This window comes from Serratia sp. A07 (genome assembly GCF_058725505.1).
In genome coordinates, this window is the sequence record NZ_JBZXDO010000016.1 from 55357 (window position 1) to 80202 (window position 24846).

22 protein-coding genes are annotated in these 24846 nt (G+C 60.3%); 13 read left to right on the plus strand and 9 right to left on the minus strand.

Annotated elements, in window-relative coordinates; genetic code table 11:
* Positions 1 to 5 precede the first annotated feature (5 nt).
* The 9 genes from AC4PR2_RS16510 (at position 6) to pqqF (ending at position 9378) form a co-directional block, all read left to right on the plus strand.
* On the plus strand, positions 6 to 1475 hold the full coding sequence (locus tag AC4PR2_RS16510) for a pyridoxal phosphate-dependent decarboxylase family protein (RefSeq protein ID WP_047730945.1): 1470 nt from the start codon (positions 6 to 8) through the stop codon (positions 1473 to 1475).
* A gap of 141 nt (positions 1476 to 1616) precedes the next feature.
* Positions 1617 to 2543: a LysR family transcriptional regulator gene (locus AC4PR2_RS16515; RefSeq protein WP_443014531.1), complete on the plus strand. Its 927-nt coding sequence runs from the start codon at positions 1617 to 1619 to the stop codon at positions 2541 to 2543.
* Between the two features lie 133 nt (positions 2544 to 2676).
* Positions 2677 to 3726, plus strand: a complete 1050-nt coding sequence (locus AC4PR2_RS16520; RefSeq protein ID WP_055312855.1) for a dipeptidase — start codon at positions 2677 to 2679, stop codon at positions 3724 to 3726.
* A gap of 117 nt (positions 3727 to 3843) precedes the next feature.
* Positions 3844 to 3921 (plus strand): pyrroloquinoline quinone precursor peptide PqqA, encoded by a 78-nt coding sequence (gene pqqA / locus AC4PR2_RS16525; protein WP_004937827.1) that lies wholly within the window; start codon positions 3844 to 3846, stop codon positions 3919 to 3921.
* A gap of 58 nt (positions 3922 to 3979) precedes the next feature.
* Positions 3980 to 4891 (plus strand): pyrroloquinoline quinone biosynthesis protein PqqB, encoded by a 912-nt coding sequence (pqqB, locus tag AC4PR2_RS16530; RefSeq protein WP_060418923.1) that lies wholly within the window; start codon positions 3980 to 3982, stop codon positions 4889 to 4891.
* Positions 4892 to 4900: 9 nt separating this feature from the next.
* The gene (pqqC, locus tag AC4PR2_RS16535) at positions 4901 to 5656 is read left to right on the plus strand and encodes a pyrroloquinoline-quinone synthase PqqC (RefSeq protein ID WP_048321566.1); all 756 of its coding nucleotides are present in this window, start codon (positions 4901 to 4903) and stop codon (positions 5654 to 5656) included.
* A complete protein-coding gene (gene pqqD / locus AC4PR2_RS16540; RefSeq protein ID WP_016927749.1) occupies positions 5656 to 5934 on the plus strand; it encodes a pyrroloquinoline quinone biosynthesis peptide chaperone PqqD in 279 nt (92 codons plus the stop codon). Before pqqC ends, pqqD begins: the two co-directional genes overlap by 1 nt.
* A complete protein-coding gene (pqqE, locus tag AC4PR2_RS16545; protein WP_060439955.1) occupies positions 5927 to 7063 on the plus strand; it encodes a pyrroloquinoline quinone biosynthesis protein PqqE in 1137 nt (378 codons plus the stop codon). Before pqqD ends, pqqE begins: the two co-directional genes overlap by 8 nt.
* 2 nt (positions 7064 to 7065) lie before the next feature.
* Complete coding sequence (gene pqqF / locus AC4PR2_RS16550) at positions 7066 to 9378, plus strand: pyrroloquinoline quinone biosynthesis protein PqqF (RefSeq protein WP_443014532.1); 2313 nt, start codon at positions 7066 to 7068, stop codon at positions 9376 to 9378.
* Positions 9379 to 9784: 406 nt separating this feature from the next.
* On the opposite strand, the gene AC4PR2_RS16555 is transcribed toward pqqF, so the two are convergent.
* The 6 genes from AC4PR2_RS16555 to AC4PR2_RS16580 form a co-directional block, all read right to left on the minus strand.
* On the minus strand, positions 9785 to 11170 hold the full coding sequence (locus AC4PR2_RS16555; RefSeq protein ID WP_060418931.1) for a purine-cytosine permease family protein: 1386 nt from the start codon (positions 11168 to 11170) through the stop codon (positions 9785 to 9787).
* A gap of 162 nt (positions 11171 to 11332) precedes the next feature.
* Complete coding sequence (locus AC4PR2_RS16560) at positions 11333 to 12799, minus strand: aldehyde dehydrogenase (protein ID WP_443014533.1); 1467 nt, start codon at positions 12797 to 12799, stop codon at positions 11333 to 11335.
* Between the two features lie 11 nt (positions 12800 to 12810).
* Positions 12811 to 13848 (minus strand): LLM class flavin-dependent oxidoreductase, encoded by a 1038-nt coding sequence (locus tag AC4PR2_RS16565; protein WP_049199552.1) that lies wholly within the window; start codon positions 13846 to 13848, stop codon positions 12811 to 12813.
* A gap of 19 nt (positions 13849 to 13867) precedes the next feature.
* Positions 13868 to 14797, minus strand: a complete 930-nt coding sequence (locus tag AC4PR2_RS16570) for a flavin reductase family protein (protein ID WP_219230547.1) — start codon at positions 14795 to 14797, stop codon at positions 13868 to 13870.
* The gene (locus AC4PR2_RS16575) at positions 14784 to 15611 is read right to left on the minus strand and encodes an alpha/beta fold hydrolase (RefSeq protein WP_443014535.1); all 828 of its coding nucleotides are present in this window, start codon (positions 15609 to 15611) and stop codon (positions 14784 to 14786) included. The genes AC4PR2_RS16570 and AC4PR2_RS16575 overlap by 14 nt, the downstream gene beginning before the upstream one ends.
* Positions 15583 to 16185, minus strand: coding sequence for an amino acid synthesis family protein (locus AC4PR2_RS16580; RefSeq protein ID WP_033648297.1), 603 nt, complete (start codon positions 16183 to 16185; stop codon positions 15583 to 15585). Before AC4PR2_RS16580 ends, AC4PR2_RS16575 begins: the two co-directional genes overlap by 29 nt.
* Before the next feature lie 338 nt (positions 16186 to 16523).
* Here AC4PR2_RS16580 and AC4PR2_RS16585 point away from each other — a divergent pair, with 338 nt between their 5' ends.
* Together AC4PR2_RS16585 and AC4PR2_RS16590 are read left to right on the plus strand one after the other, a co-directional pair.
* Positions 16524 to 17318, plus strand: a complete 795-nt coding sequence (locus AC4PR2_RS16585) for a GntR family transcriptional regulator (RefSeq protein WP_204275777.1) — start codon at positions 16524 to 16526, stop codon at positions 17316 to 17318.
* Position 17319: 1 nt separating this feature from the next.
* The gene (locus AC4PR2_RS16590; protein ID WP_060418938.1) at positions 17320 to 17616 is read left to right on the plus strand and encodes a DUF1330 domain-containing protein; all 297 of its coding nucleotides are present in this window, start codon (positions 17320 to 17322) and stop codon (positions 17614 to 17616) included.
* Positions 17617 to 17690: 74 nt separating this feature from the next.
* Here the strand turns inward: AC4PR2_RS16590 and AC4PR2_RS16595 are convergent, their stop codons facing one another.
* Positions 17691 to 18005 (minus strand): AprI/Inh family metalloprotease inhibitor, encoded by a 315-nt coding sequence (locus AC4PR2_RS16595; protein ID WP_060418940.1) that lies wholly within the window; start codon positions 18003 to 18005, stop codon positions 17691 to 17693.
* A gap of 98 nt (positions 18006 to 18103) precedes the next feature.
* Positions 18104 to 19543, minus strand: coding sequence for a serralysin family metalloprotease (locus AC4PR2_RS16600; protein ID WP_443014536.1), 1440 nt, complete (start codon positions 19541 to 19543; stop codon positions 18104 to 18106).
* Between the two features lie 933 nt (positions 19544 to 20476).
* Between AC4PR2_RS16600 and AC4PR2_RS16605 the strand changes: the two genes are divergently transcribed.
* Positions 20477 to 22570, plus strand: coding sequence for a putative bifunctional diguanylate cyclase/phosphodiesterase (locus AC4PR2_RS16605; RefSeq protein WP_443014537.1), 2094 nt, complete (start codon positions 20477 to 20479; stop codon positions 22568 to 22570).
* On the opposite strand, the gene AC4PR2_RS16610 is transcribed toward AC4PR2_RS16605, so the two are convergent.
* Complete coding sequence (locus tag AC4PR2_RS16610) at positions 22567 to 23763, minus strand: MFS transporter (protein ID WP_443014538.1); 1197 nt, start codon at positions 23761 to 23763, stop codon at positions 22567 to 22569. The two genes, AC4PR2_RS16605 and AC4PR2_RS16610, sit on opposite strands and share 4 nt — an antisense overlap.
* A 149-nt stretch (positions 23764 to 23912) precedes the next feature.
* Between AC4PR2_RS16610 and AC4PR2_RS16615 the strand changes: the two genes are divergently transcribed.
* Positions 23913 to 24830 carry an ABC transporter substrate-binding protein gene (locus AC4PR2_RS16615; protein ID WP_102984707.1) on the plus strand — a complete coding sequence of 306 codons (918 nt, stop codon included), beginning with the start codon at positions 23913 to 23915 and terminating at the stop codon, positions 24828 to 24830.
* Positions 24831 to 24846 lie beyond the last annotated feature (16 nt).

Consider the following 24846-nt stretch of genomic DNA (forward strand, 5'->3'; position numbering starts at 1 on the left):
CCGCGATGTCCAAGTTAAACCCGATTCTGGCTTCCTCGGCGCACAGCGCCGAGGCTTACCGCCAGGCGATCGCGCAGAGCAGTGAAGCCGTCGTGCAGTGGCTGCAACAGCCCGAGATGTATCAGGGCAAAAGCGTGGCCGAACTGCGTGAGCGCATCAAGCTCGACTTCACCCCGCAAGGCCTGGGCAACCAGGCGGCGATCGATCGCGCCATCGAGTACTTTTTGAAAGACAGCCTGTCGGTGCACCACCCGCAGTGCGTGGCGCACCTGCACTGCCCGAGCCTGGTGATTAGCCAGGCCGCCGAAGTGCTGATCAACGCCACCAACCAGAGCATGGATTCCTGGGATCAAAGCCCGTCGGCCACGCTGATCGAAATGAAGCTGATCGAGTGGCTGCGTGCCCAGGTCGGTTACCAGCCCGGCGACGCCGGGGTGTTCACCAGCGGCGGCACCCAGAGCAACCTGATGGGGCTGATGCTGGCGCGCGATGCGTTCTTCGCGCGTCAGGGCCACTCCGTGCAGCAGGACGGCCTGGTGGGCGATCTGCGCAAGCTGAAGGTGTTCTGTTCTGAAAACGCCCACTTCTCGGTGCAGAAGAACATGGCGCTGATGGGCCTCGGCTATCAGTCCGTCACCCTGGTGAAAACCGATCGCTTCGCCCGTATGGACGTGAACGACCTGGCGGAAAAACTGGCACAGGCCAAGGCCAACGGCGAGCAGGTGATGGCGATTGTCGCCACCGCCGGCACCACCGACGCCGGTGCCATTGACCCGCTGCGCGACATCGCGCGGCTGGCGGCGGAGCAGCAGATTTGGGTACACGTTGATGCGGCCTGGGGCGGCGCGCTGCTGCTTTCCGAGCAGTACCGCGACTACCTGGACGGCCTGGAACTGGTGGACTCCATTACCCTGGACTTCCACAAGCAGTTCTTCCAGACCATCAGCTGCGGTGCTTTCTTGCTGAAAGACGAGCGCCACTATGAGCTGATGCGCTATCAGGCGGCCTACCTGAACTCCGAGTTCGACGAAGCGCAAGGCGTGCCGAACCTGGTGTCCAAATCGCTGCAGACCACCCGCCGCTTCGATGCGTTGAAGCTGTGGATGGGGCTGGAAGCGCTGGGGCAGAAGCAATACGCCGAGATCATCGATCATGGCGTGACGCTGGCGCAGCAGGTGGCGCGTTACATCGCCGATCAGGAATCGCTGGAACTGGTGATGCAGCCGCAGCTGGCCAGCGTGCTGTTCCGCTACCGTCCGGCGCAGCTGGCGGCGAACGGCGACGCGGCCGTCGCGCTGTTCAACCAGCGCATCGGCGACGCCCTGCTGGAATCGGGCCGCGCCAACGTCGGCGTGACCGAGTTCGATGGCGTGACCTGCCTGAAGATGACGCTGCTGAACCCGATCGTGACGCTGGAAGACATCAAGCTGTTGCTGGCGCTGGTCGAGAAAACCGCCCAGCAGCTGCCGGCGTAACGCCGCGCAGCCTGCCACCCAAGCCGATAACCTCCGTTATCGGCTTTTTTATTGCTCATCAATCGCAGGAGACGCAGCGTTTACGCTGATATACTGCAGCAAACGCCTTCCCCCATTTCCAGCACCACAGGACACCCACGCATGACCGATCCGGATTTCAACCTGTTGATCGCACTCGACGCGCTGCTGACGGCGGGCAGCGTCGTCGGCGCCGCACGGCGTCTCGGTTTAAGCGCCTCGGCGATGAGCCGCACCCTCAGCCGGCTGCGCGCGGCCACCGGCGATCCCCTGTTGGTGCGCGCCGGCCGCCATATGGTGCTGACGCCCTATGCCGAAACGCTGCGCGAGCGGGCGCGGCACGCGGCGTTCGAGGCGCGCGCGGTGTTGCGCCCGGCGCAGGGGGCATTGGATCCCGCCGTGCTGGATCGGACCTTTACGCTGCGCGCTAACGACGGCTTCGTCGAAGCCTTCGGCCCGGCGCTGATCGCCGCCGCGGCCGAACAGGCGCCGCGGGTGCGACTGCGCTTTGCGCCCAAGCCGGAGAAAAGCGACCGCCCCCTGCGTGAAGGGTTGGTCGATCTGGAGATTGGCGTGCTGGGTGACATGGGCCCGGAAATCCGCCTGCAGGCGCTGTTCCGCGATCGCTTCGTCGGCGTGATGAGAACCTCACACCCGCTGGCGCAGCAGCCGGCGCTCGGCGCCGCCGACTACGCCGCCTGCGGCCACGTGGTGGCCTCGCGCAGCGGGCGCATCCTCGGGCCGGTAGACGCCGCGCTGGCGGAGCTGGGGCTGACACGCCATATCGCCGCCGTGGTGCCGAGCTTTCCGGCCGCGCTGGCGGTTGCGCAAGCCTCGAACCTGCTGGCGTTGCTGCCCGCCTCGTTCCTGCATGCGCAACCGGCGGGCGGCCCGCTGCGCGTCTTCGAGCTGCCGGTGAAAACGCCGCCCATCACCGTGTCGCAAATGTGGCATCCGCGCCTGGACGCCGAGGCCGATCACCGCTGGCTACGCCAGCTACTGCTGACGGTCTGCCGCCAACGCGTGCAGGAACCGTTTCGCGCAGAGTGACAATGTCACTAAATTTTGCCTTGCTGACGGCGAGTGATCCCGCCGACGGCAAAGCCCCCATAGCCTGAGGGTTGTTCCCCCTCGCGCGATGGGAGAACATAGCGTTCACGATGCCTGACTCAGTGAAGCGCCCATGACACTTCCCCCTCTCTGGCCGGTGTTCGACGGCCATAACGACCTGCTGCTCAACCTGTGGCTGCAGCATGACGACGATCCGGCCACCGCCTTCTATTCCCGCGTCACGCCGGGCCACCTCGATTTCGCCCGCATGCGGCGCGGCGGATTTTTCGGCGGGCTGTTCGCGGTATTTATTCCCCCGGTCAGCTATATCGCCCAGATGCGCCACCAAACGCAGGACGAGGCGCAGGCCACCTTCGATCCGCTGGCGATCGCCGAACGGCAAATCGCCATCCTGCAGCAGCTGGAGCAGGCTTCTCAGGGGCAGCTGCGCATCTGTCGCACCGCCACCGAGATAGAACAGTGTCGTCTCAACCGACAAATCGCCGCGGTGCTGCATATTGAAGGCGCCGGCATGATCGATGCGGAGCTGACGCAGCTGGAGGCCTTCTACCGGCTGGGCGTGCGCAGCATCGGGCCCTTCTGGAATCTGCCGAACGCCTTCGGCACCGGTGTCAGCGGGCCGTTCCCCGGCTCACCCGATACCGGCCCCGGCCTGACGCCGGCCGGCGAGGCGCTGATCCGCGCCTGCAACCGCCGCCGCATCATGATAGACGTCTCGCACATGAACGAGAAAACCTTCTGGCAAACCGCCGCGCTGAGCCGCGCGCCGCTGGTCGCCACCCACTCCAACGCCCACGCCCTCTGCCCGCAACCGCGTAACCTGACCGACGCACAGCTGGACGCCATCGCTCAGAGCGGCGGGATGGTCGGCGTCAATTTCGGTACCGCCTTCCTGCGTGCGGACGGCAAACGTGACAGTGCAACGACTGGCTTAACAGAAATTGTTAAACACGTTGAGTATTTGATCGCTAAACTTGGTGAAGATCGCGTGGGATTTGGCTCTGATTTTGACGGGGTCAACGTACCGCACCCGTTGGCAGATGTCGGCGGCCTGCCGCTGCTGACGCAAGCGCTGGCACAGGCCGGGTTCGATAACCGGCTGCTGGAGAAGCTGACCTGGCGCAACTGGCTGAACGTGCTCGCCACCACCTGGGGCGAATAACCCGGTTACGCTTTAAAGGTTGCGATCTCCGTCACATTTCGCCAACATTGGGCCGGCCGAATGCGAATGTTTCTCATTGGGCTCGAACTATTACGATGCATGCTAAGGAGCACCGCTATGACTACCTGGACTAAACCTGAATTTGTTGACCTGCGTCTGGGTCTGGAAGTGACGCTGTACATTTCCAACCGTTAATCGCCCGTCTGCCCGCCTTTCGCGCGGGCATTTCTTTCCCTCTCTTTCTGGTTTAGACATGCAGATAAAAGTTCTCGGCTCAGCAGCAGGCGGCGGCTTTCCCCAGTGGAATTGCAACTGCGACAACTGCCGGGGCGTTCGCGACCACAGCATTAACGCCACGCGCCGCACCCAGTCTTCCATCGCCGTCAGCGACGACGGTAAAAACTGGGTACTGTGCAACGTTTCCCCGGACATTTGCCATCAGCTGCTGGCCTCGCCCGAATTGAATAATCCCGATGTGCTGCGCGGCACCGGTATCGGCGCGATCGTGTTGACCGACAGCCAGATCGATCACAGCGCGGGCTTGCTCAATTTGCGCGAGGGCTGCCCGCATCACGTCTGGTGCACGCCTGAAGTGCATGACGATCTCAGCACCGGCTTCCCGGTGTTTCCCATGCTCTCCCACTGGAACGGCGGGCTGATTCACCACCCGGTGACGCCCGGGGAGCCGTTCCACACGGCGGTCTGCCCGACCGTGCGCTTTACCGCCATTCCGCTACTCAGCAACGCGCCGCCCTATTCGCCGTACCGCGATCGCCCGCTGCCGGGCCACAACGTGGCGCTGTTTATCGAAGATACCGCGCGCGGGGTCGGGCTGCTGTACGCACCGGGCCTGGGTGAGCCGGACGAGGCGCTGATGCCGTGGCTGCGCCGCGCGGACTGCCTGCTGATCGACGGCACGCTGTGGCGCGACAACGAGCTGGCCAACGCCGGCGTGGGCCGCAATACCGGCAAAGACATGGGGCATCTGGCGCTGGCGGAAGAACACGGGCTGGCGGCCCTGCTCGCCACCTTGCCCGCCAGGCGCAAAATCCTGATCCACATTAACAATACCAACCCAATCCTCAATGAAGACTCGGCAGAGCGGCAAAGCCTGACCGCCGCCGGCATTGAAGTGAGCTGGGACGGCATGAATATCGAACTGTAGGGAACCGCCATGACGCAACCACTGCCCCTGACTCCGCCGGCATTTGAAGCGGCGCTGCGCGCCAAAGGCGCTTATTACCATATCCACCACCCGTACCACATCGCGATGCACAACGGTGAAGCAACCCGCGAGCAGATCCAGGGCTGGGTGGCCAACCGGTTCTACTACCAGACCAGCATTCCGATCAAAGACGCGGCGATCATGGCTAACTGCCCGCAGCCGGAAACCCGCCGCAAATGGGTGCAGCGCATCCTGGATCACGATGGCTACGGCGGCAGCGAAGGCGGCATCGAAGCCTGGCTGCGCCTGGGCGAAGCCGTCGGGCTGCAGCGCGACACCCTGCTCTCTGAAGCGTTGGTGCTGCCGGGCGTGCGCTTTGCGGTGGACGCCTACGTCAATTTCGCGCGCCGCGCCTGCTGGCAAGAAGCGGCCTGCAGCTCGCTGACCGAACTGTTCGCGCCGCAAATCCACCAGTCGCGCCTCGACAGCTGGCCGCAGCACTATCCGTGGATCGACGCCGCCGGCTACGACTATTTCCGCAGCCGCCTCGGCCAGGCCAACCGCGATGTGGAGCACGGCCTGGCGTTGGCGCTGGACTATTGCGACACCGTTGAAAAGCAGCAGCGCATGCTGGAGATCCTGCAGTTCAAACTGGATATTCTGTGGAGCATGCTGGACGCCATGAGCATGGCCTATACCCTGAACCGCCCGCCTTATCACAGCGTGACCGCCGCGCGGGTATGGCACAACCAGAGGCTGGTGTAATGACGCTGAACCCTGAACACACCCCCGTCTTCCGCCGCGGCTACCGCCTGCAATGGGAGCAAGTGCAAAACAGCCACGTAATCCTCTACCCGGAAGGCATGGCCAAGCTGAACGACAGCGCCGCCGCCATCTTGCAGCTGGTCGACGGCCACACCACGCTAAACGGCATCATCGCGCAGCTGAACGCCCGCTTTCCCGGCGCCGAGGGGTTGGCGGATGACGTGCTGGAGTTTTTCCAGCGCGCCTACGAACAAAAATGGGTGACCTTCCGTGACTGAAGCACGCGCGCCGGCGGTGAACCCGCCGCTCTGGCTGCTGGCGGAGCTGACCTACCGCTGCCCGCTGCAGTGCCCCTATTGCTCCAACCCGCTCGATTTTGCCGCGCAGGAAAAAGAGCTGACCACCGCGCAGTGGATTGAGGTGTTTCGCCAGGCGCGGGCGATGGGCAGCGTGCAGCTCGGTTTTTCCGGCGGCGAGCCGCTGGTGCGTAAAGACCTGCCCGAGCTGATCGCCGCCGCGCGCGATCTCGGCTTTTACACCAACCTGATCACTTCCGGCATCGGCCTGACCGAGAAGAAGCTGCAGACCTTCGCCGACGCCGGGCTGGACCATATCCAGATCAGTTTTCAGGCCAGCGACGAAACGCTGAACGCCGCACTGGCGGGCTCCGCCAAGGCGTTTCAGCAGAAGCTGGCCATGGCCAGGGCGGTCAAGGCGCTCGGCTATCCGATGGTGCTCAACTTCGTGTTGCATCGCCACAATATCGGTCAGATCGACCGCATTATCGAACTGGCGATCCAGCTGGACGCCGACGACGTCGAGCTGGCGACCTGCCAGTTCTACGGCTGGGCACACCTCAACCGCGAGGGCCTGCTGCCGACCCGCGAGCAGATCGCCGACGCGGAAGCGGTGGTAAAACGCTACCGCGAACGCATGGCCGCCGACGGCAAGCTGGCCAACCTGCTGTTCGTCACGCCGGACTACTACGAGGAGCGCCCCAAAGGCTGCATGGGCGGCTGGGGTGCGATCTTCATGAGCGTAACGCCGGAAGGCATGGCGTTACCCTGTCATAGCGCCCGTCAGTTGCCAATCGCCTTCCCGTCGGTGCTGGAGCACGATCTGCAGCATATCTGGTACCACTCGTTCGGTTTTAACCGCTATCGCGGCTATGACTGGATGCCGGAGCCCTGCCGTTCCTGCTCGGAGAAAGAGAAAGACTACGGTGGCTGCCGCTGCCAGGCGTTCATGCTGACCGGCAACGCCGACAACGCCGACCCGGTATGCGGCAAATCGCCGCACCACGGCACCATTCTGGCGGCGCGGGAAGCGGCGAATCGTTCGCAGATCGGTATCGATCAGCTGCGTTTTCGCAATCAAACCAACTCCCGTCTGATTTTCAAGGGTTGACGATGGCACTCGCCGGCGCCTCCTGGCAGCTCGACAACGGTTTGGCCGTCAAGGCGATAAGCGATCCTGCCGCCGCTAGCGCCGCCGCGCTGGTGCGCATTGAAGCGGGCAGTTTTCAGGCGCCCACCGCCTGGCCGGGCCTGGCGCATCTGCTGGAGCATATGTTGTTTCGCGGCAGCGCGAACTTCAGCGCGCAAGATAGTTTGATGGGCTGGGTACCGTCAGTGGGCGGCCGCCTGAATGCCACCACTCAGGCCACGCAAACCGCGTTTTTCTTCGAGGTGGGCGCCGATCATTTGGCGCAGGGGCTGGCGCGGCTGAGCGATATGCTCGCCGCCCCACAGCTGGCGGCCGAGGCGATCGCACAGGAGGTTGAGGTCATCGACGCCGAATACCGCCTGCTGCGCGCCGAGGTGGAAACCCGCTGCGAAGCCGCACAGCGGCAGATGTTCGCCGGCCTGGACGCCATGCACCGCTTTCATATCGGCAGCCGCGCCGCTTTCGGCAACGACATTTCCGCCCTGCAGCAGGCGCTGCGGCAGTTTCACCGGCGCTATTTTCGCGCGCCAAACCTGACGCTGTGGCTGCAAGGCCCACAATCGCTGGCGCAGCTGCATGCGCTGGCCCAGCGTTACGGCAGCCGCTTGCCATCGGGCAGCGCCATACCGCACAAAGCCTCACCGCCGCTGACCGCTGCGAAAGATTACACCCTGTCTCTTCCCGGCACGCCCCAGCTGAGACTGGTGTTTGCCCTGTCGCGCTCCCATGCGCGCGGTTGGCTGCGGCGGCTGGAGCGCCTGATGCTGGACGAAGCCCCCGGCGGGCTGCTGGCGCGGCTGCGCGCTCAGGCGTGGTGCGATGCGGTTCGGCTTGATTATTCGCGCTGCAGCGAGAACAACGCGCTGCTGAGTTTTATCTTTACCGTCAATCACGGTTCAGCCGCTGAAGCTGCCCACATCGAAAGCGCGTTGCTGGCGTGGCTGCAGGCGCTGCAGGTGCTGGCACCGGCCCAGCTTGCGCATTACGAACGGCTGGCCAATCGCGATCTCCACCGTTTGGCGCCGCTCGATCAACTACGCGCCAGAGCGTTTGGGTTGCCGCCGGCGGAGCCGAACGACGAGTGGCCACGGCATATTGCGGCGCTGATTAGCGCGCCGCGCCGCCGCCTGGCCGTGCGGCCCGATGGCGGCGGCGAAACCCGTGAAATTCAAGGGTTGCCGCTGGCACTTGGCCCCTTCGTTGGCGCCGCGCTGACGCCCGCAGCGGAACCTTTTCGCTTTTTCACCGCCTCGGCGGCGCTGCCGAGTCCGACCTTGCCTTCCGGCCTGGCGCCGCTGCGGCATCTGTTCCCTGGCGAAGCGCAGCCGGTGCTGTTGCTGCGGCCGGCGCCGTCCAGCCCCTTCAGCGATGAACAGGCCTGCGGCATACAGGCGGCGCTGCGCGCCGGGGCGGCCGAACTGGCGCATCGGGAGGGACATTTAAGCTTCGAACGCCACCAGGGCGTGTGGCTGCTGCAGTTGGCGGGCAGCCACGCGCTGATCTGCCATGGGCTGAGCGTAGTAAACCGGGCGCTGGCGGTGTTGTCGCCGGCCGTGCTCAACGAGGCGGCGAGAAACCTGCACCATACGCAGCGGAAAGAGCAAAACGATATTGCCATTCGCCGTCTGCTAGCCCAGTTGCCGGCGGCGCTCAGCTCGCCAACCGCAGCGGCGCAATGGCATGCCACCTTGATCGGCGGTGATGGCGAGTTGAAACGGCAGCTGTCGCACCTGCTGTACGGCTTCCCCTATTCCGTGGCCGCGGAGCCGCCGCTGCCGACACATCACCATCATCGCCCCATTACGCTGACGGAAAGCGGTGCCGAAAGCGCCTTACTGCAGTTTTACCCGCTGCCGAACGGCGAAGCCGAAGGGCGTTGGGCGCTGCGCGTGCTGGCTCAGCTTTACGCCCCGCGTTATTTTCAGCGGTTGCGCGTGGATCGCAACGTGGGCTATGTGGTGCAATGCGCCTTCCACCGCTGTGCCGATGCCGAGGGCCTGCTGTTCGCGCTGCAATCCCCGACGTTCAACGTTGAACAGCTGCGGCAGTTAACCGACGAATTCTTGCTGCAGATGCACCATGAGCTGGCGCACGTTGGCGCTGGCGAGCTGCCGCAAATACAACAGGCGCTGCGGCAAAGCCTGCAGCGCCTCAGCACCGAATCGTTGCAGCGCGCCCGAGAAATTGCCTTGGAAAATCGCGCACTCATTGCCGCCAAGCCGATGACACTGACGCAACTGACGGATTGGCAGCAGCGGCTGTTCCCCGCAGGCTGATGTTGCGGCGATGCCAGTCCGACGCGATATAAACGCAGCAAGACAAACAATCATCGGGAAAAGATATGTCTCAGAAAATCATGTTATCCCTGTAAAGCTTGCTCCGGAAAATTATTTAAATAAGAGCATGTTGATAAATCGCTTAACCGACTTCTTCCTTTTCCTTTTATACCAGGCATATATTCTTCGCTTTTTCATTCTTCTAAACTCATAAGCTAGAGATATATAAAACACCATGAGCAGCAACATTAATATAACAATCATAAGTTAGCCCAAATCCATTTAGCCATTTCATATGATTATTATCTAATTTAATAAATTAAAAAATTAGAAACATCCTGTTCTAAATATTACTTTATCACATCCCTCAAACCGGCCTTTTATGCTGGCCGGCGAGGCTCGAGAGTTATAATTGCACTGCCCAGTTAGCCCGTCGTGAACAACACAGTGGGTAAGCGATGCCGGTCAGCACCATGCTGATCACCCAGGAAATGTCTGCGCCCGGGATCAGATTGGCGTAAGGGCCGGAGAAGAACGCGTTCTCAACAAAAGGCACCTGCACCGCAATACCGCCGAAATAAACGCCGAGCGCGCGGGTGTTAAGCAGGCCGTAGCGCCCGCCGTCGGCGCTGAAAATGGCCGAAATGTCATAGCGTTGGCGGTTAAGCAGGTAAAAATCGATCAGGTTGATCATGCACCACGGGATCAGCACCGAGATCAAGGCAAAGATCAGGTTCAGGAACAGATGTACAAAGTTGGCCGAGGCAACCAACGCCACCCATACCGATCCCAGCAAAATCAATGCCGAGAACAGCGTACGTATCCGCGCATTAGGCATCCACTGCGGCAAGAAGGTTTGTACGGCGGTAATCAACGAGAGCACCGCACCGTACAAATTCATCGAGTTATGGCAGATTATGTTGATCAGAAACAGCACCATCAGCACCGGCCCCAACCCTCCCGTCGCCTGGCGTACCGCCTCCATGGCATCGTCGCTGCCGGCGACCAGATTGACCGCCACCATACCGAACACGAAGGCTAAAATGGTACCGCTGCAGGCGCCCAGATAGGTATACAGGAAGGGTTTGGCAATGCCGACTTCCGCCGGCAGGTAACGCGAATAGTCTGACGTGTAGGGCGAGAAACTGATTTGCCAGACGGCACCGATGCAGAACGTGGCGAACCAACCGGCAATGCTGAACGATCCCCGCTGCCAAAAATCCGCCGGCAGCGGTTGAGAAAACATCAATACCAACCCGAGAATCAGCGCGCTGCCCATCACCCAGGCGCCGATTTTGTTGATCTTGTGGATGAAACGGTAGCCCACCACCCCGATCAGCGTCGCCAGCACCGCGCCAATCACCGTCGCCACGCCCATGCTCAATGACGGGATGACGTTATGGATGACCTTGCCAGAAAGCGTGATGTTGGAAATAAAGAACCCCAGATAGATCACCGTGGTGAACACGATCACCAACAGCGAACCATAGCGGCCGAACTGCGCCCGGCTCTGCACCATTTGCGGTATCCCGACCTGCGGCCCCTGGGCCGAGGTCAGCGCCAGAAAAATGCCCCCGAACAGGTGGCCGGCGACAATCGCGCTCAGCGCCGAGAGAATATCGAGATGAAACGTCTGCGTGGAGATGGCCCCGGTCACCACCGCCAGCGGCGCAATGTTGGTGCAAAACCACAGGGTAAACAGGCTGCGGGCATGGCCGTGACGCTCCGCGGCGGGAACAAAATCGATCGACTTGTCTTCAATAAACGCGGTCTGCTCTGGCTGAGAATTCATATATCCCCCGGTTAACGTGGATTCTTATTTTTTTACAGCGTGTAGGGTGCGAATACGTCGAAAAAAGCGTGCGTTTGCCCCGGCGACATTGCGGTCGCCTGTATCAACGCGATGAAAACAGAGCTGCCGGCGCGACCTGAGATCGCGCCTGATTACGCTGACTCAGCGCATGACGAAGGGATCGTCTATCGGATCGTCACTGGTGCGCAGCCACACCGTCTTGCTGGTGGTGTATTCCAGCGCGGCGTCAATCCCGCCCTCGCGGCCAAAACCCGACTTGCCGTAACCGCCGAACGGCGCCAGCGGCGATACCGCCCGATAGGTATTCAGCCACACCACGCCCACCCGCAGGCGTCGGGTCACCCGATGCGCACGCGTCAGGTTCTGCGTGAAAATGCCGGCCGCCAGGCCATAGGCTGAATCATTGGCAAGCTGAATCGCCTCCGCTTCGTCCCTGAAGGTCAACACCGACAGCACCGGGCCGAACAGCTCTTGCTTTACGCACTCGGCGTCGGGTTGCGCACTGCAGTCGACGATCGTCGGCGGGTAATAAAAGCCCGGAGAATCGATCGCCGCGTGGCCAACCACCAGTTTCGCCCCCTGCTCCAGCGAGCGGCTGACGATGGCGGCGATCCGCTCTTGCTGCTGCCAGGTACAAAGCGGCCCGAACTGGGTGTCCGGGCGATCCGGCGGCCCAATGCGAATACTGCGCACCTTCTCCGTCAGCCGGGCCAAAAACGCGTCTTTGATGCTTTCTGCCACCAACAGGCGCGAACCGGCTACGCAGCTCTGGCCCGACGCGGCGAAAATGGCCGCCACCTGCGCATTCGCCGCGCTGGTCAGATCCGCATCGTCGAAGACGATAAACGGCGATTTCCCGCCCAGCTCCAGCGAGGTGCTGGCGAGGTTTTCCGCACTGCCGCGAACGATGTGCTTCGCGGTTTCCGCGCCGCCGGTAAAGGCGATGTGGTCTACCTGCGGATGCGCCGTCAGCACCGCGCCGCAGTCGGCGGCAAAGCCGGTGATCACATTGCATACGCCGCGTGGAAAACCGGCCTCGTCTATCAGCCTGGCGAACGCCAGCAGCGGCGCCGGCGCGGTTTCCGCCGCTTTGACCACCAGCGTGCAGCCGGCGGCGATCGCCGGGCCGATTTTCACCGCCGCAAGAAACAGCTGGCTATTCCAGGGCACGATCGCCGCCACCACCCCGATCGGTTCTCGCCGCACCCAGGTTTCCATGTCAGGTTTGTCGATCGCCAGCACGCTGCCTTCCATCTTGTCGGCCAGGCCGGCGTAGTACCGGTAGTATTCCGCCACATAAGCGATCTGCGCCTGGGTTTCCCGGATGATCTTGCCGGTATCCAGCGTCTCCAGCCGCGCCAGCTCGGGAGCGTGTTGCTCCAGCAAATCGGCCAGCCGCAACAACAGCTTGCCGCGCGCGCCGGCGGTCATATCGCGCCATTCGGATCCCTGAAACGCCCGGTGCGCCGCGGCAACGGCGCGATCCACATCCTGGGCGCGGGCTTCCGCCACCTGCGCCCAGGGTTCACCGGTCGCCGGGTTGAGCGAGGCGAAGGTCGCCGAACCTGCGTCAAACCGGCCGTCGATGTAGAGTTTGAATGATTCCATCAGCGCCTCCGTCAGTGAAATTCCGGCATCACGCAGCGAATGAACCGCTCCAGAGAGGCCTTTTTACGTGCAAAGCTCATGCCGCTGTCGATCCACAACGCAAACTCGTCATAACCCAGCGCCTCATATTTTTTCAGCCGCGTAATGACCTCATTGGCGGTACCGATAGCCAGGTTAGTGCGCATCATCTCGGCGGAATAATAGGTATTGGCGGCGATCTCTTCATCGCTCAGCGGCTGAATCAGCCCTTGCCGCACCGGCCGCTGGTTCTTGAACCAGGCGCCGAAGTAGTGGTAGAAACGGTTGAGTTCTTCCGCCGCCAGGCGGGCGTCCGCCTCGTCTTCCGCCACATAGCCATGCTGCAACAGCATGATCTTCAGCGGCTGCTCGGCGGCGAAACGCGCACGCGCCTCGTTGAAACAGGTCACCAGCCGTACGATCTCCTCTTCCCCCTGATGCAGCGGCGTAACCTGAACGTTGCAGCCGTTTTGCACCGCAAATTCGTGGCTGTTGGGATCGCGCGCCGCCACCCAAATCGGCGGATGCGGCTGCTGTTTCGGCAGCGGCGAGGAGGTGGTTGCCGGGAACGACCAGTATTCCCCCTGATGGGCATAGTCGCCCTGCCAGAGTTTTTTTACCGCCGGGATCAGCTCGCGCATGCGCTGCCCCGCATCCCAGGCGGTCAAACCGGGCATCAGCCGTTCGTATTCATAGGAATAGGCGCCACGCGCGATACCCAGCTCCAGCCTGCCGCCGGTGATGATGTCGGTCATCGCCGCCTCGCCCGCCAGACGGATCGGGTGGTTGAACGGCGCAATGATGGTGCCGGTGCCGAGCCGCACCCTGGAGGTGCGCCGGGCAATGTCCGCCAAATTGATGAATGGATTCGGCGCGATGGTGAAATTCATGCCGTGGTGCTCACCGGTCCAGATGGCGTGCATGCCGCCGCGATCGGCGATTTCGCAGAGTTCGATCATCTCCTGGTAGAGCTTTTCCTGCGACTCTTCGGGTAACGTTCGTTCCATATGCACGAATAAAGACAGTTTCATCACACTCTCCCGTTCAGCCTCAACCGGCGAATTGCTTGATGGCACCGCTGTGCTCATCGCCATAATAGATACCGTAATTGCCCACGGCGTTTTCTTTGACGAACCGGCCCAGCATCGACCGCAGCGCCGGATCCTTGATCGGCAGCCGCGCCAGCGTCGGCATGTCGCACCATTCCGCCGCGCTCAGCTGCGGCGTCAGGCTGCCGGCGTCGGTCGGCAGCGCGCACAGAAAAACGATGTGCTGCTGATGCCTCTGCCGGTCGTCATAGACGGAATAGACGAAACCCGGATGGGCGTTGATGCCCAACTGCTGCAGTAAATCCCCCAACGTTTCGCTGACGCTGCGTTTCTCCACCGCGCTGGACGGCAGCTGATAGCCGCCGTCGTTTTGTCGTACCATCACGGCATGCCCTTCAAACTCGATCAGCGCACTCACTACCACCTGCGGCCCGCCAATCAGCGACTGCGCGTTTTGGTAAGGCGTGAAATAGGCACCGCGGTAATACCCCAGACCGGCGGTGGCGTTGGACTCGAACCCTTCGACCTGGCCGATCAGAATGGCATGGTCGCCGGCATCCACCACCTGATGCAGCGAGCAGTCGAACCACGCCGAACTGTTCTCGATCAGCGGCACCCGCGACGCGCTCCAGCGCCAATCGATCAGCGCAAAGCGGTCTTCGTTCTTTTGCGCAAAAATGGTTGAAGCCTCTTTTTGCTGTTCCGCCAGAATATTGATGGCGAAATGGCTGCACTGGGTAAAATGCGCCAGATTCGCCGAACGTTTATCGATGCTCACCAACAGCAGCGCCGGATCCAGCGACACCGATGAAAACGAATTGGCGGTAAAGCCAATCGGCCGCCCCTGCGTGTCCACCGAGGTCACAATGGTGACGCCGGTCATAAAGGCGCCGAAAGCGTCGCGCAACTGCCTGCGTTTATCCGCGTCCATTTGCCGCTCCTAAAGTCAAAGGTTGCTCTGCGGTCAGAAAATCGAGCATCAGCGCGTTGACGCGTTGCGCATCGGTCAGACTGACCATGTGTTTGGCGTTCTCAATGATCACCGCGCGCCCGTTCGGTGCGGCCTGCGCCATTTGCCGCGCCATCTCCGGGCTGGAGTTGGCGTCGTGCTCGCCGGTCAATACCAACACCGGGCAGCGGATAAGGTGCCAACGCTGGGCATACACCCGATCGCCGGTAGCAAACGCCTGATACGCGCGGGCGTAGCCCGTGACGTCCACCTGTTGCAACCAGCCACCCACCTGCCGGCGCAGACGCTGTTCGGCGGTATCGGCGCCAAACCACCGGCTCAGCGGCGAGTCGATCTGCGTCTGGCCGCTGGCCAACGCGCTGGCGCGTTGCGCAACCGCGGCACTGGCCTGGGCCGAGCGCTGGAACACGCCGCTCATCACCACGGCGCGTTTGACCCGCTCCGGATAATCGATCGCCAAACCGGCGGTGATCAACGCCCCCATCGAGTGCCCCGCCACCGCAACGCTCGGCGTCTCCAGGGTGTTTAAGAAGGCCGCCATCCAGCGCACGTAATCCTCCAGCGTCGCGGCGTGGGCGAAGCCTTCGCTTTCGCCGTGGCCCGGCATATCGACGGCGATGACCCGAAAGTGAGCGCTAAGCGCATCGAGCTGGGGATACCAGGCCTCCGCGTTCATGCCTACGCCGTGGATCAACACCAGCGGCTCGCCACGCCCGGCCTCCAGATACCCTACCCGCAGAGCGGGCTCAGACAGCTGCCGGATTGTTCTGATCATGGCCCAGCTCTTTCAGATCCAAATAACGGTTGCCGATACGGTGATGCGGCCGCCCCCCCAGCGCCGCGCCCAGTGCGATGACGATTTCGTCGTCGAAAGGCGCGTCGTTGATGTTGAACTGGAATGTCAGGTAGTGCTCGCGGCTGCCTTCGTCGTTTTTCCCCATCATCGGGATCAGGATCGGCGCGTTGGCCGGCCCGCGGGTATTGTTGAACGCCAGATAGCTTTTACCGTTGACCGCCGAGCGGTAGTGGTTGCCGAAATGCAGCGTGTGAATCAGCGCCGAGGCGTGTTCCAACTCACCGCCCAGCCCCACCACCGCGCTTTTGCCGAAGGCTTCCACCCGCTCGCCGGAGCCGGCCTCTTTGAGGATCAAACCGGTCAGCAGCTCACCCAGCACCGGCGCCATTTCTCGAATCTTTGGCGCCAGATCCTCAACAAAGCCTTGCCCGGCCCAGGGGTTTTTAATCACCGCCGCCGCCGCGATCATCACCAGCGGTTTGCCCGCCGATTTGCCACCATCGGCGTAGAGGGTTTCTGTGGAAACCAGAGTCTTACGGATGTCTTGATGCATAAGGGACCTCGAAAAGTAAATCAAATGTTAATCAGATGTCACGAGGCGAGGGTATAGCATCGGGCAGATTGGCATGTCAAAATTTGGTATACCATAATACGGTATTCTTATTTTCATCTAAGACGGTAAAAGAAAGTTGAAAATAACCGATATTAATCAAAGCATTAATAAACCTGCGTGGGCTTTGGCCGGCGGCGAAACGCCGGCCACGACCGACTCCGCTCAGCGGCCGGTGCCCGTGCCGAACCCGTTGAGCCAGCGGGTATCGGCAACGAAAAGCGGTTTTTTTAGGCTATCTTTCGATTTTGTGAGCTGCTGCAACATTCGCCGTTTTAGCGATGCGGCGCGAAATCGGCCGCCGTTGCTTTGCGGGTTGGAAAGATGTTAATAGTACCGGGCAAACGGGAATACGCGTCGTTATCCGGATTAATGATGATCCACAAAAAATAGAGACAATTATGGTTCAGGCGTCATTGAAGATTGAGAATGCACCGGTCACCTTGCGCGAATTGGCATTGGCGAAAATTAGGCAGGCGATTATCTCAGGGTATTTTCAGGCCGGCGATCGTTTGGTGGAACGCAGCCTGTGCGAGGAGCTGGGCGTCAGCCGCAGCGTGGTGCGCGAGGTGATCCGTTATCTCGAAGCGGAGGGGCTCATTGAAACACTCGGCAAGAAAGGGCCGATTGTCGCTATTCTGACCTGGGAAATTGCCGAGCAGATTTATACTATTCGTCTGCTGCTTGAACAGGATGCCGCTCACGACTGCGCTTTGAAAGCCGGGCCGGAAGATAAAAAGAAACTGCATGAAAAATTAATTGCAATTAATCAGGCTTCGGCCGGGCAGGACGATATTCAGCGCGTTGAGGCGTCGCAGGCCTTTTATGAAACCATTTTCCAGGTGGCCCATCACGCCATCGCCTGGGAAATCGTTCAACGCCTGAATAGCCGCATCAGCCGCCTGCGCGCCCTGACCCTGAAAACCCCGGAGCGCCAGCTGGCCGGTTTCGAGCGCATGACGCGGATCTATCACGCCATCGAACAAAACAATCCGACACAGGCCAGGCAAGAAGTCATCGATCACCTGACCGAGGCCGCCGCGCTGGCCAAGCGCATTCTGCAACAGGAGCCCTGAGATGCCCGCTTACTGGATTGCCCATGTCACCGTGAAAGATCCGCAGCAATATCAGCATTATATGGATTTGGCGCCTCAGGCGTTTCGCCAGTTCAACGCCCGTTTTCTCGCCCGCGGCGAACAGGCGCAAACGCTGGAAGGCCCGGCGTTTGTGAAACATGTGCTGATCGAATTCGACGACTACGCCACCGCCCTGGCCTGCTACCATTCACCGGCCTATCAGCTGGCGAAACAACAGCGGCGCCACGTAGCGGAAGCCATGATTACCATCGTCGACGGCTTGCCGACCTCCCCATAAAAGCCCCCCACCGTTACGGCGGAGGCTGGGTGGCGTGAGGTGGGATAACCGCCGGGTCAGGCCGGCGTTTTCCGCTAGTTATTTCTCTTCAGGATCTTTCCCGTCTCGGCCCAGATTTGACTGCGGTAATGATCGTCTTCCTGAGAGAAGAAAAGTACAGTCAGCCCTTCCTTGTCTAACAATGCAATGCCATCGGGTGCAGGACGCCACGCCACTGGCTCTTGCGGCAAGACGTCGGGCGTGCAATCAGACAAAAATTTTAGGCTATAGCCGCCGGCCGATTCCACACCCTCCGTGTTGAGCTGTACAACACAGGACTTTGATTTATCGCTGACCGTCCACTGCCCGGATAGCGTTTCGGCAGAAGGTAAAACCAGACTGCTTGCCATAGAGGCTCCTGAAAACAAGAATATTATTCCGACAAGAATAGATTTACACATAGCTGGCCCATGCAAAACGGTGGGCATCATCGCCCACCGTTGCCGTTTTATACGATAAAGTCAACAGCGACGTCAGCCTGCCCGACGATGTGCACCAGGAAGTCTGGATTTGCACCGCCATGGATGTTGAAGGCCAGTTCGCTCAGATTGCTTTGGGTATCATAGGACACCAGCGCCTCACCGGCCTGCCCGCTGAAACGATCGACAAACTGAATAAAATCACTGCCTTTATCGCCTTGGTTGAAGAAAGACAGATCGATCTTGTCCTTGCCTGACTCAAAGTCCCAAATTGTATCAGGAGCCCGAACAGGCGAGTCATTCAGGTCAGAGAAGACAAAAATGTCGTTACCTTGCCCTCCCCACAATTGATCCTGGCCCGCCCCACCGTAAATAACATCGTTACCGGCGCCGCCTTTGAGCACATTGTCTGCGTGATTTCCAACAATGACGTCATTACCTGCTCCTCCTATCGCGTTTTCGATGGTGGCGCCGGCAGCGATGGAAACATTCCCTTTTAATCCACCGACGTCGGAGAAAGCGCCTTCGTTCAAATTGATACGTTGATTTTGGCTATACCCCGAAAAATCGAGGGTATCATTGCCACCTGCATCCCAAACAGACATCACCAGCTTGTCGTGGCTGTCCTTGAGCGTATAGAAGTCTCGGCCTGTATTTGAATTAAACCCGTAAACGGTGTCGCCGGTTCGGGTAGTCATGTTGGCGCCGTAAAGATGCTGGATGGCCGCGATATCATCAACCAGCGGTGCAGCGGCATAGTAATGGCCATGATCCGCTTTGGTAATGGATTCATTCCAGTAACTCATTACGCTAAACTGCCGGGTATCTTCGGCGTAAACTGCCTTGGTATAATTTGGGCTGCCTTGCCCCGCATTATAAGTGCCCGGGTGATCTAACCCGAGAGTATGGCCAACTTCATGGGTAATGGTTAAGCGGCCGTAATTACCTAGCTCAGGATGCAAATTTTCGGAGTGATTCTTAATGTTGTACCAACTTTGCCCATCAGAATTGTACCCTCTGTAATCATTGCCATTATATGAGTAAGGTTTCAAGGCATACGCTTGTCCCGTCCCCTCATAATTCCCAAAGGTAATATTGGAAGGTTGACCTGAAGCAACTTCGACAAATTTGATGTTGGCAACATCGGCCCAGGATTGTAAAGACAGCTTCGCCTGTTCTTGCTGCTGTTGCGTGAACGCACTCAGCCCCGTATCACGTTCCGGGGAGCGGTGGCCCAGGTTCAGTTCGTTATAATCCCAATCCGGGAAGGAATAGGTCACCGTCGCCTCTTTTCCCGTGACGTGAACGCCATTCCAGGTTTTATCGCCGCGCGCTATCTGCAACCCCGCCTCATTTATGTCATAAGAAGGTTTGTTATTTATCGTCAGGCCATTCCCGCGTTCATGGTAGTGAATAAGATCGTTAACACTGTCCCAACCCGTTTCGTTTCCATTCATGGTATTACCCATAACTTTCTCCACAAAGTAGCTAGTATTAATATGACATCCGAAATATCTCTTAGGGATAATCAAAATCCGGAGAATAGCGATAACCCGATACGCCCACTCTTTTTCCTATCCCTTTACACCCAGAGAGTAAATTTACTTTTAACTACCCGAGCCTCCTTACCCATGATTGATAACTGATGCAACTGCATGAGATCGCGATGTGTCCGTGCAAAATGCGCGAAAGTAACAGGCCGCATTGATCCGGCAAGGGTGTGATTCCAGTGTCTGCGCGTTGAGGCTAAGTTGAGATGTCGCTCAAGAGGTCTAATGACAACGGCCGTCCGATGCATTGCCTCGTTGCCAGAGACCACATCAGACAGGCTCTTGTGCTGTGAATCTGGTCTGTTATCCGAACGGTTACCCGGAGATAATTGCGTGAATGCATTTGCGCCACCATCCAGTTTTGCTAATGATTATCATTCGCGAGGCTATCTCACGCGTAAGCACAGTGTCAACAGATGAAACAAAACATTTCTTGATTTGCATCATGATTTTTCCGCTAAGCCCCAGTAAACGGGCGCTGCAGAGTGCATAAAATGGCGTTCACCCCCGTCTGGACTGCGGTTTTTGTCAGTATTACCGCATAGAGCGGGCAGAATAGCGCCAGGGAGTACATCATGGCGACTGAACATTTAGCCATAGAGAAACATCAAGAATGATTAATTTTCACGGCAATAACGCGGCGTGGTCCGATCACTTATTTTTCGCTGCAATATAAGGGATGCTTATAAATAACAGGAGTATTCCTAATGCGTTCACGCTGGATGTATTCCATGCTAGCGGGCCGATTTTTAGCCGCGCCCGCTGGCTATTCCCATTTTCATTGGCAAGACTATATTGAAAGAAGCTCTGCTCTAGAGCGAGAATATGGGTAATTTTCCGAGGAAATACCGCATGACCCTGTTGCCCAAGCAGAGCAATAACAAAAATCCGATTGATCTCTATGGCGAAATCGTAGACGACTTGCCCGGCCTGATTTGCTTCGGCAACCGCCTTGGCGGTTACTTCAATAAACAGTGGCGCGACTATACCGGCGCTATCGCCGGTGAACACGGCGCCGCCGACTGGCTCGATGCTCTGCACCCCGACGATCGCGAGCGGCTGGCCGCGCAGTGGCGCCAGGCGATCGTGGCCCTCTCCTCGTTCGCCGGCGAGGCCCGCCTGTGCGATCGCAGCGGCGCCTACCGTTGGTTTATGCTGGCGTTTAACGCCCGGCAGGACGGCATGGCGCTGGAGCCCAGCTGGTACCTGACGGCGACCGACATTCATCCGCAAATGCTGCAGCGCCAGCAAAACGTTCAGGCGCTGTCTATCCAGCAAGACATGCTGGACGCCAGCGTGGACTGCATTAAAGTGATCAATCACGACGGCACGCTGCGCCACATGAACCGCTCCGGCAGCCTGGCGCTCGGCCTTGATCCGGGGCAAAAAGAGTTTGGCATGCCCTGGCTGGGGCTGCTGTCGCCCGAGATCCGGCGCCGCGGCCGCAAGGCGCTGCGCAGCGTCAGAGCCGGAAAAAATGCGCGCTTCACGGGATTGAGCGTGACGCCGCAGGGCAAAAAACAGCACTGGGACAACATTCTCACGCCGGTCAGCGACGAACACGGCACCGTGGCCGAGATCTTGTGCGTGTCACGCGACGTGACTTCGCAACGCGTGATGGAACAACGCCTGTTGCTCGCCAGCGAATATGACGAATTGACCGGCCTGCCCAACCGGCGCCTGTTCAAGAAGAAACTGAAGCAAGAGATGAAGCGGGCCCTGCACGGCAACAAGTCGCTTGGGCTGATGCTGCTGGATCTTGACCACTTCAAGCTGGTGAATGACACGCTGGGCCACGCGGCGGGCGACCATCTGCTGCGGGTTTTGGGCAAAAGGCTCAGCGCCTGCATGAATACGCACTCGTTCGTCTCTCGCCTCGGCGGCGATGAGTTCGCCGTCGTGATCAGCGACGTCGAAAACGAGCAGGATATTTTCCGCATCGCCAACAAGTTTCTGCTGCAGCTGGAGACGCCGATCACCCACGGCGGCAAGACGCTGCACTGCGGCATGAGCATCGGCGGCGCCATCTACCCCAAAGACGCCCGTGACGCTTCGGAACTGATGAAATGCGCCGACACTGCGCTGTATGAGCTGAAAGACGGCGGCCGCGGCGGCGTCTATATGTTCGACCGCAAAATGATGGACAAGGCGCGCGCCCGCGCCAGCCAGCTCAACTACGCGCGCCAGATCGTGCGCGACAACTGCATCCGCCCCAGCTACCAACCGAAGGTCAGCCTGACCGACGGCAGCATCGTCGGCTTTGAAGCCTTACTGCGCTGGCACTGCCCGATCAACGGCGTGCAGCTGCCGGCGACGGTGAGCGAGGCGTTCAACGACTACGAGCTGGCGACCAAGATCAGCGAAGCCATGCAGCTGAAGGTCTTCGCCGATATCGCCCGCTGGCGCGCGGCCGGCGTGGCGGTGCGGCCCATCTCGCTGAACGTGTCGCCGATCGAGTTTTTACGCGACAACTACGCCGAAACTTTCCTGCAGCGCCTGCTGAAGTTCCACATTCCCCACCACCTGATCGAACTGGAGGTGACCGAACACGCGTTCAACAAGCACGGTTCGAAGTACGTGCTGCGCGCGTTGCAAATGCTCAAGGAGATGGGCATCCGCATCGCGTTGGACGACTTCGGCACCGGTCACTCCTCGTTCAGCCATATCATGGATTACCCGCTGGACTGCATTAAGCTGGACTGCGACTTCGTTCAACGTATGAATACCGAACCGGCGATCCTGGCGATCGTGGAAAGCATCGGCATTCTCGGTCAAAAGCTGTCGATCGATATCATCGCCGAGGGGGTGGAAACCGAGCAGCAGCGGCAAACGCTGTGCGAAGCCGGTTTCCACATCGGCCAAGGTTTTCTGTTCAGCCGGGCGGTGGAATCCCAGCGGGTGCCCGAGCTGCTGCAGGCAGCACCGCAGCCTGTCGACGGCCGTTAAACGCCCTGCTGTTCGCCGAACGGCGCCAGCTGCATGCCGATAAGCGTCACCACGCAGACGATCGCGCCGGCGTAAAAGGTGGAGGCGGAACCGACCAGCTCCCACAGCATGCCGGCCCCGAGACTCGCCAGCAGTAGCGCTACGCCGCTGACCAGGTTGAACATGCCGAACGCGGTGCCGCGCAGATGCGCCGGCGCGGTATGCGCCACCATCGCCGCCAACAGCCCCTGCGTCATGCCCATGTGCACGCCCCACAGCGCCACGCCAAACAGCACGCCCGCCCAATGATCGCTCAACGCCAGCACCACATCGGCGGCGATCAGCACCAGCAAACCGGCTTTTAACATTCCTTTATGGCTCATACGGTCGGACAGTTTACCGAACGGATAGGCCGAGCAGGCGTAGACCAGGTTCATGGCGACCATCACCAGCGGGATCAACGCCAGCGGCGTGCCGCCCTGCTGCGCCTTCAGCACCAGAAACGCCTCGCTGAAGCGCGCCAACGTGAAGACGGCGCCGATGCCCACCACCCACCAATAGCCGCGCCCCAGCAGCCGCAGATTGGCGCGGGTAATCGGGTGGGTTCGCTTGTCGGTTATCGCGGCGGCCGGCTCTTTCAGGCCGAAGAACAGCAGCGCGATCGCCAGCGTCGCCGGGACCGCCGCCACCCAAAAGATGGCGCGAAAATCGTTGTGCCACAGCAGCATCAGGCCAACGGCCAGCAGAGGCCCTAAAAAGGCGCCGACGGTATCCAGCGACTGGCGCAGCCCAAAGGCCGCGCCGCGAATTTCCGGCGGCGTCACATCGGCCACCAGGGCGTCGCGCGGCGCGCCGCGGATGCCTTTGCCCACGCGATCCAACAGGCGCGCGCTCATCACCATGCCGGACGACGACGCGACGGCAAAAAACGGTTTGCTGATGGCGCCCAGCCCGTAGCCCAGCAGCGCCAGCCCTTTACGCTTGCCGAGGTAATCGCTGAGCACGCCGGAGAACACCTTGACGATCAATGCCGTCGCCTCCGCCAGCCCTTCGATCAGCCCGATGACGATCACGCTGACGCCGAGCGTCGTCGCCATAAACAGCGGCAGCAGGCTGTGGATCATTTCCGAGGAAACGTCCATCAGCAGGCTCACCCCACCCAAGATCCACACGCCGCGCGGTATGCGGCCCAACGTAGCGAAGCGCGACGACATGGCTCATCCTCGAAAGATTCAGCGCCACCGGCGGCGCATCATGATTTTTCCAAGATTGGATAGTTGATTTTGTTCGTTCACAGACCTTTAGCCTTCAGAGATAGTGCAACGACCCTGTGACAATCCTAATAATGAAGGTAATTAACATAATGATAGATAGCAAAAAGATGATAGTGATGGCGGCGTTGCTGAGCTTTTCCGCCGCAGCCGCGCCAGGGGTGGATATCGTCGCCAACGAAACGCCGATCCATACGGTGAAGAACGCCGAGGCGGTCGCCAAAATCCCCGCCGGTTTCAAGTTCGTGGAGCCCGGCACGCTGACGGTGGCCATTTCCCTGCTGGGCAGCGGCCCGCCGTTCGGCCTGTACGCCCGCGACAACAAAACGGTGATCGGCAGCGAGGCGGACATCGCGCGCCTGGTGGCCGACGGTTTGGGGTTGAAACTCAAGCTGGTGCCCACCTCGTGGGAAGACTGGCCGCTGGGAGTGGCCTCCGGCAAATATGACGCCGCGGTTTACAACATCACCGTGACCAACGAGCGCAAGACCAAATTCGATTTCGCCACCTATCGCCAGGATACGCTGGGCTTCTACGTCAAATCCGACAGCAAGATCACCCAGATCAACACCGCGCCGGATATCGCCGGTAAAAAGATCATCGTCGATTCCGGCACCAACCAGGAAGCGGTGCTGCTGGCCTGGGACAAGGAGAACCGCGCCAAGGGGCTGGCGCCGCTGCAGCCGGTGTACGTCACCGACAAGGCCGCCTCCACGCTGGCCATTCAGTCCGGCCGCGCCGACGCCACCTTCGGGCCCAACGTCTCCGGCGCTTACCAGGCGCGGCTGACCGGCAAAACCCGGCTGGTAGGCATCGTGCCCGGCGGCTGGCCGAAAACCGCCAACATCGCCGTCACGCTGAAGAAAGGCAACGGCCTGGTGGACGCGGTGCAGGCATCGCTCAACAGCGCCATCGCCAACGGCAGCTATCTGCAGGTGCTGGATCGCTGGGCGGAGAGCGACGAGAAGATCGCCCATTCCGAGATTAACCCGCCGGGACTGGGAGACTAAGGCGTGAACCGGCCCC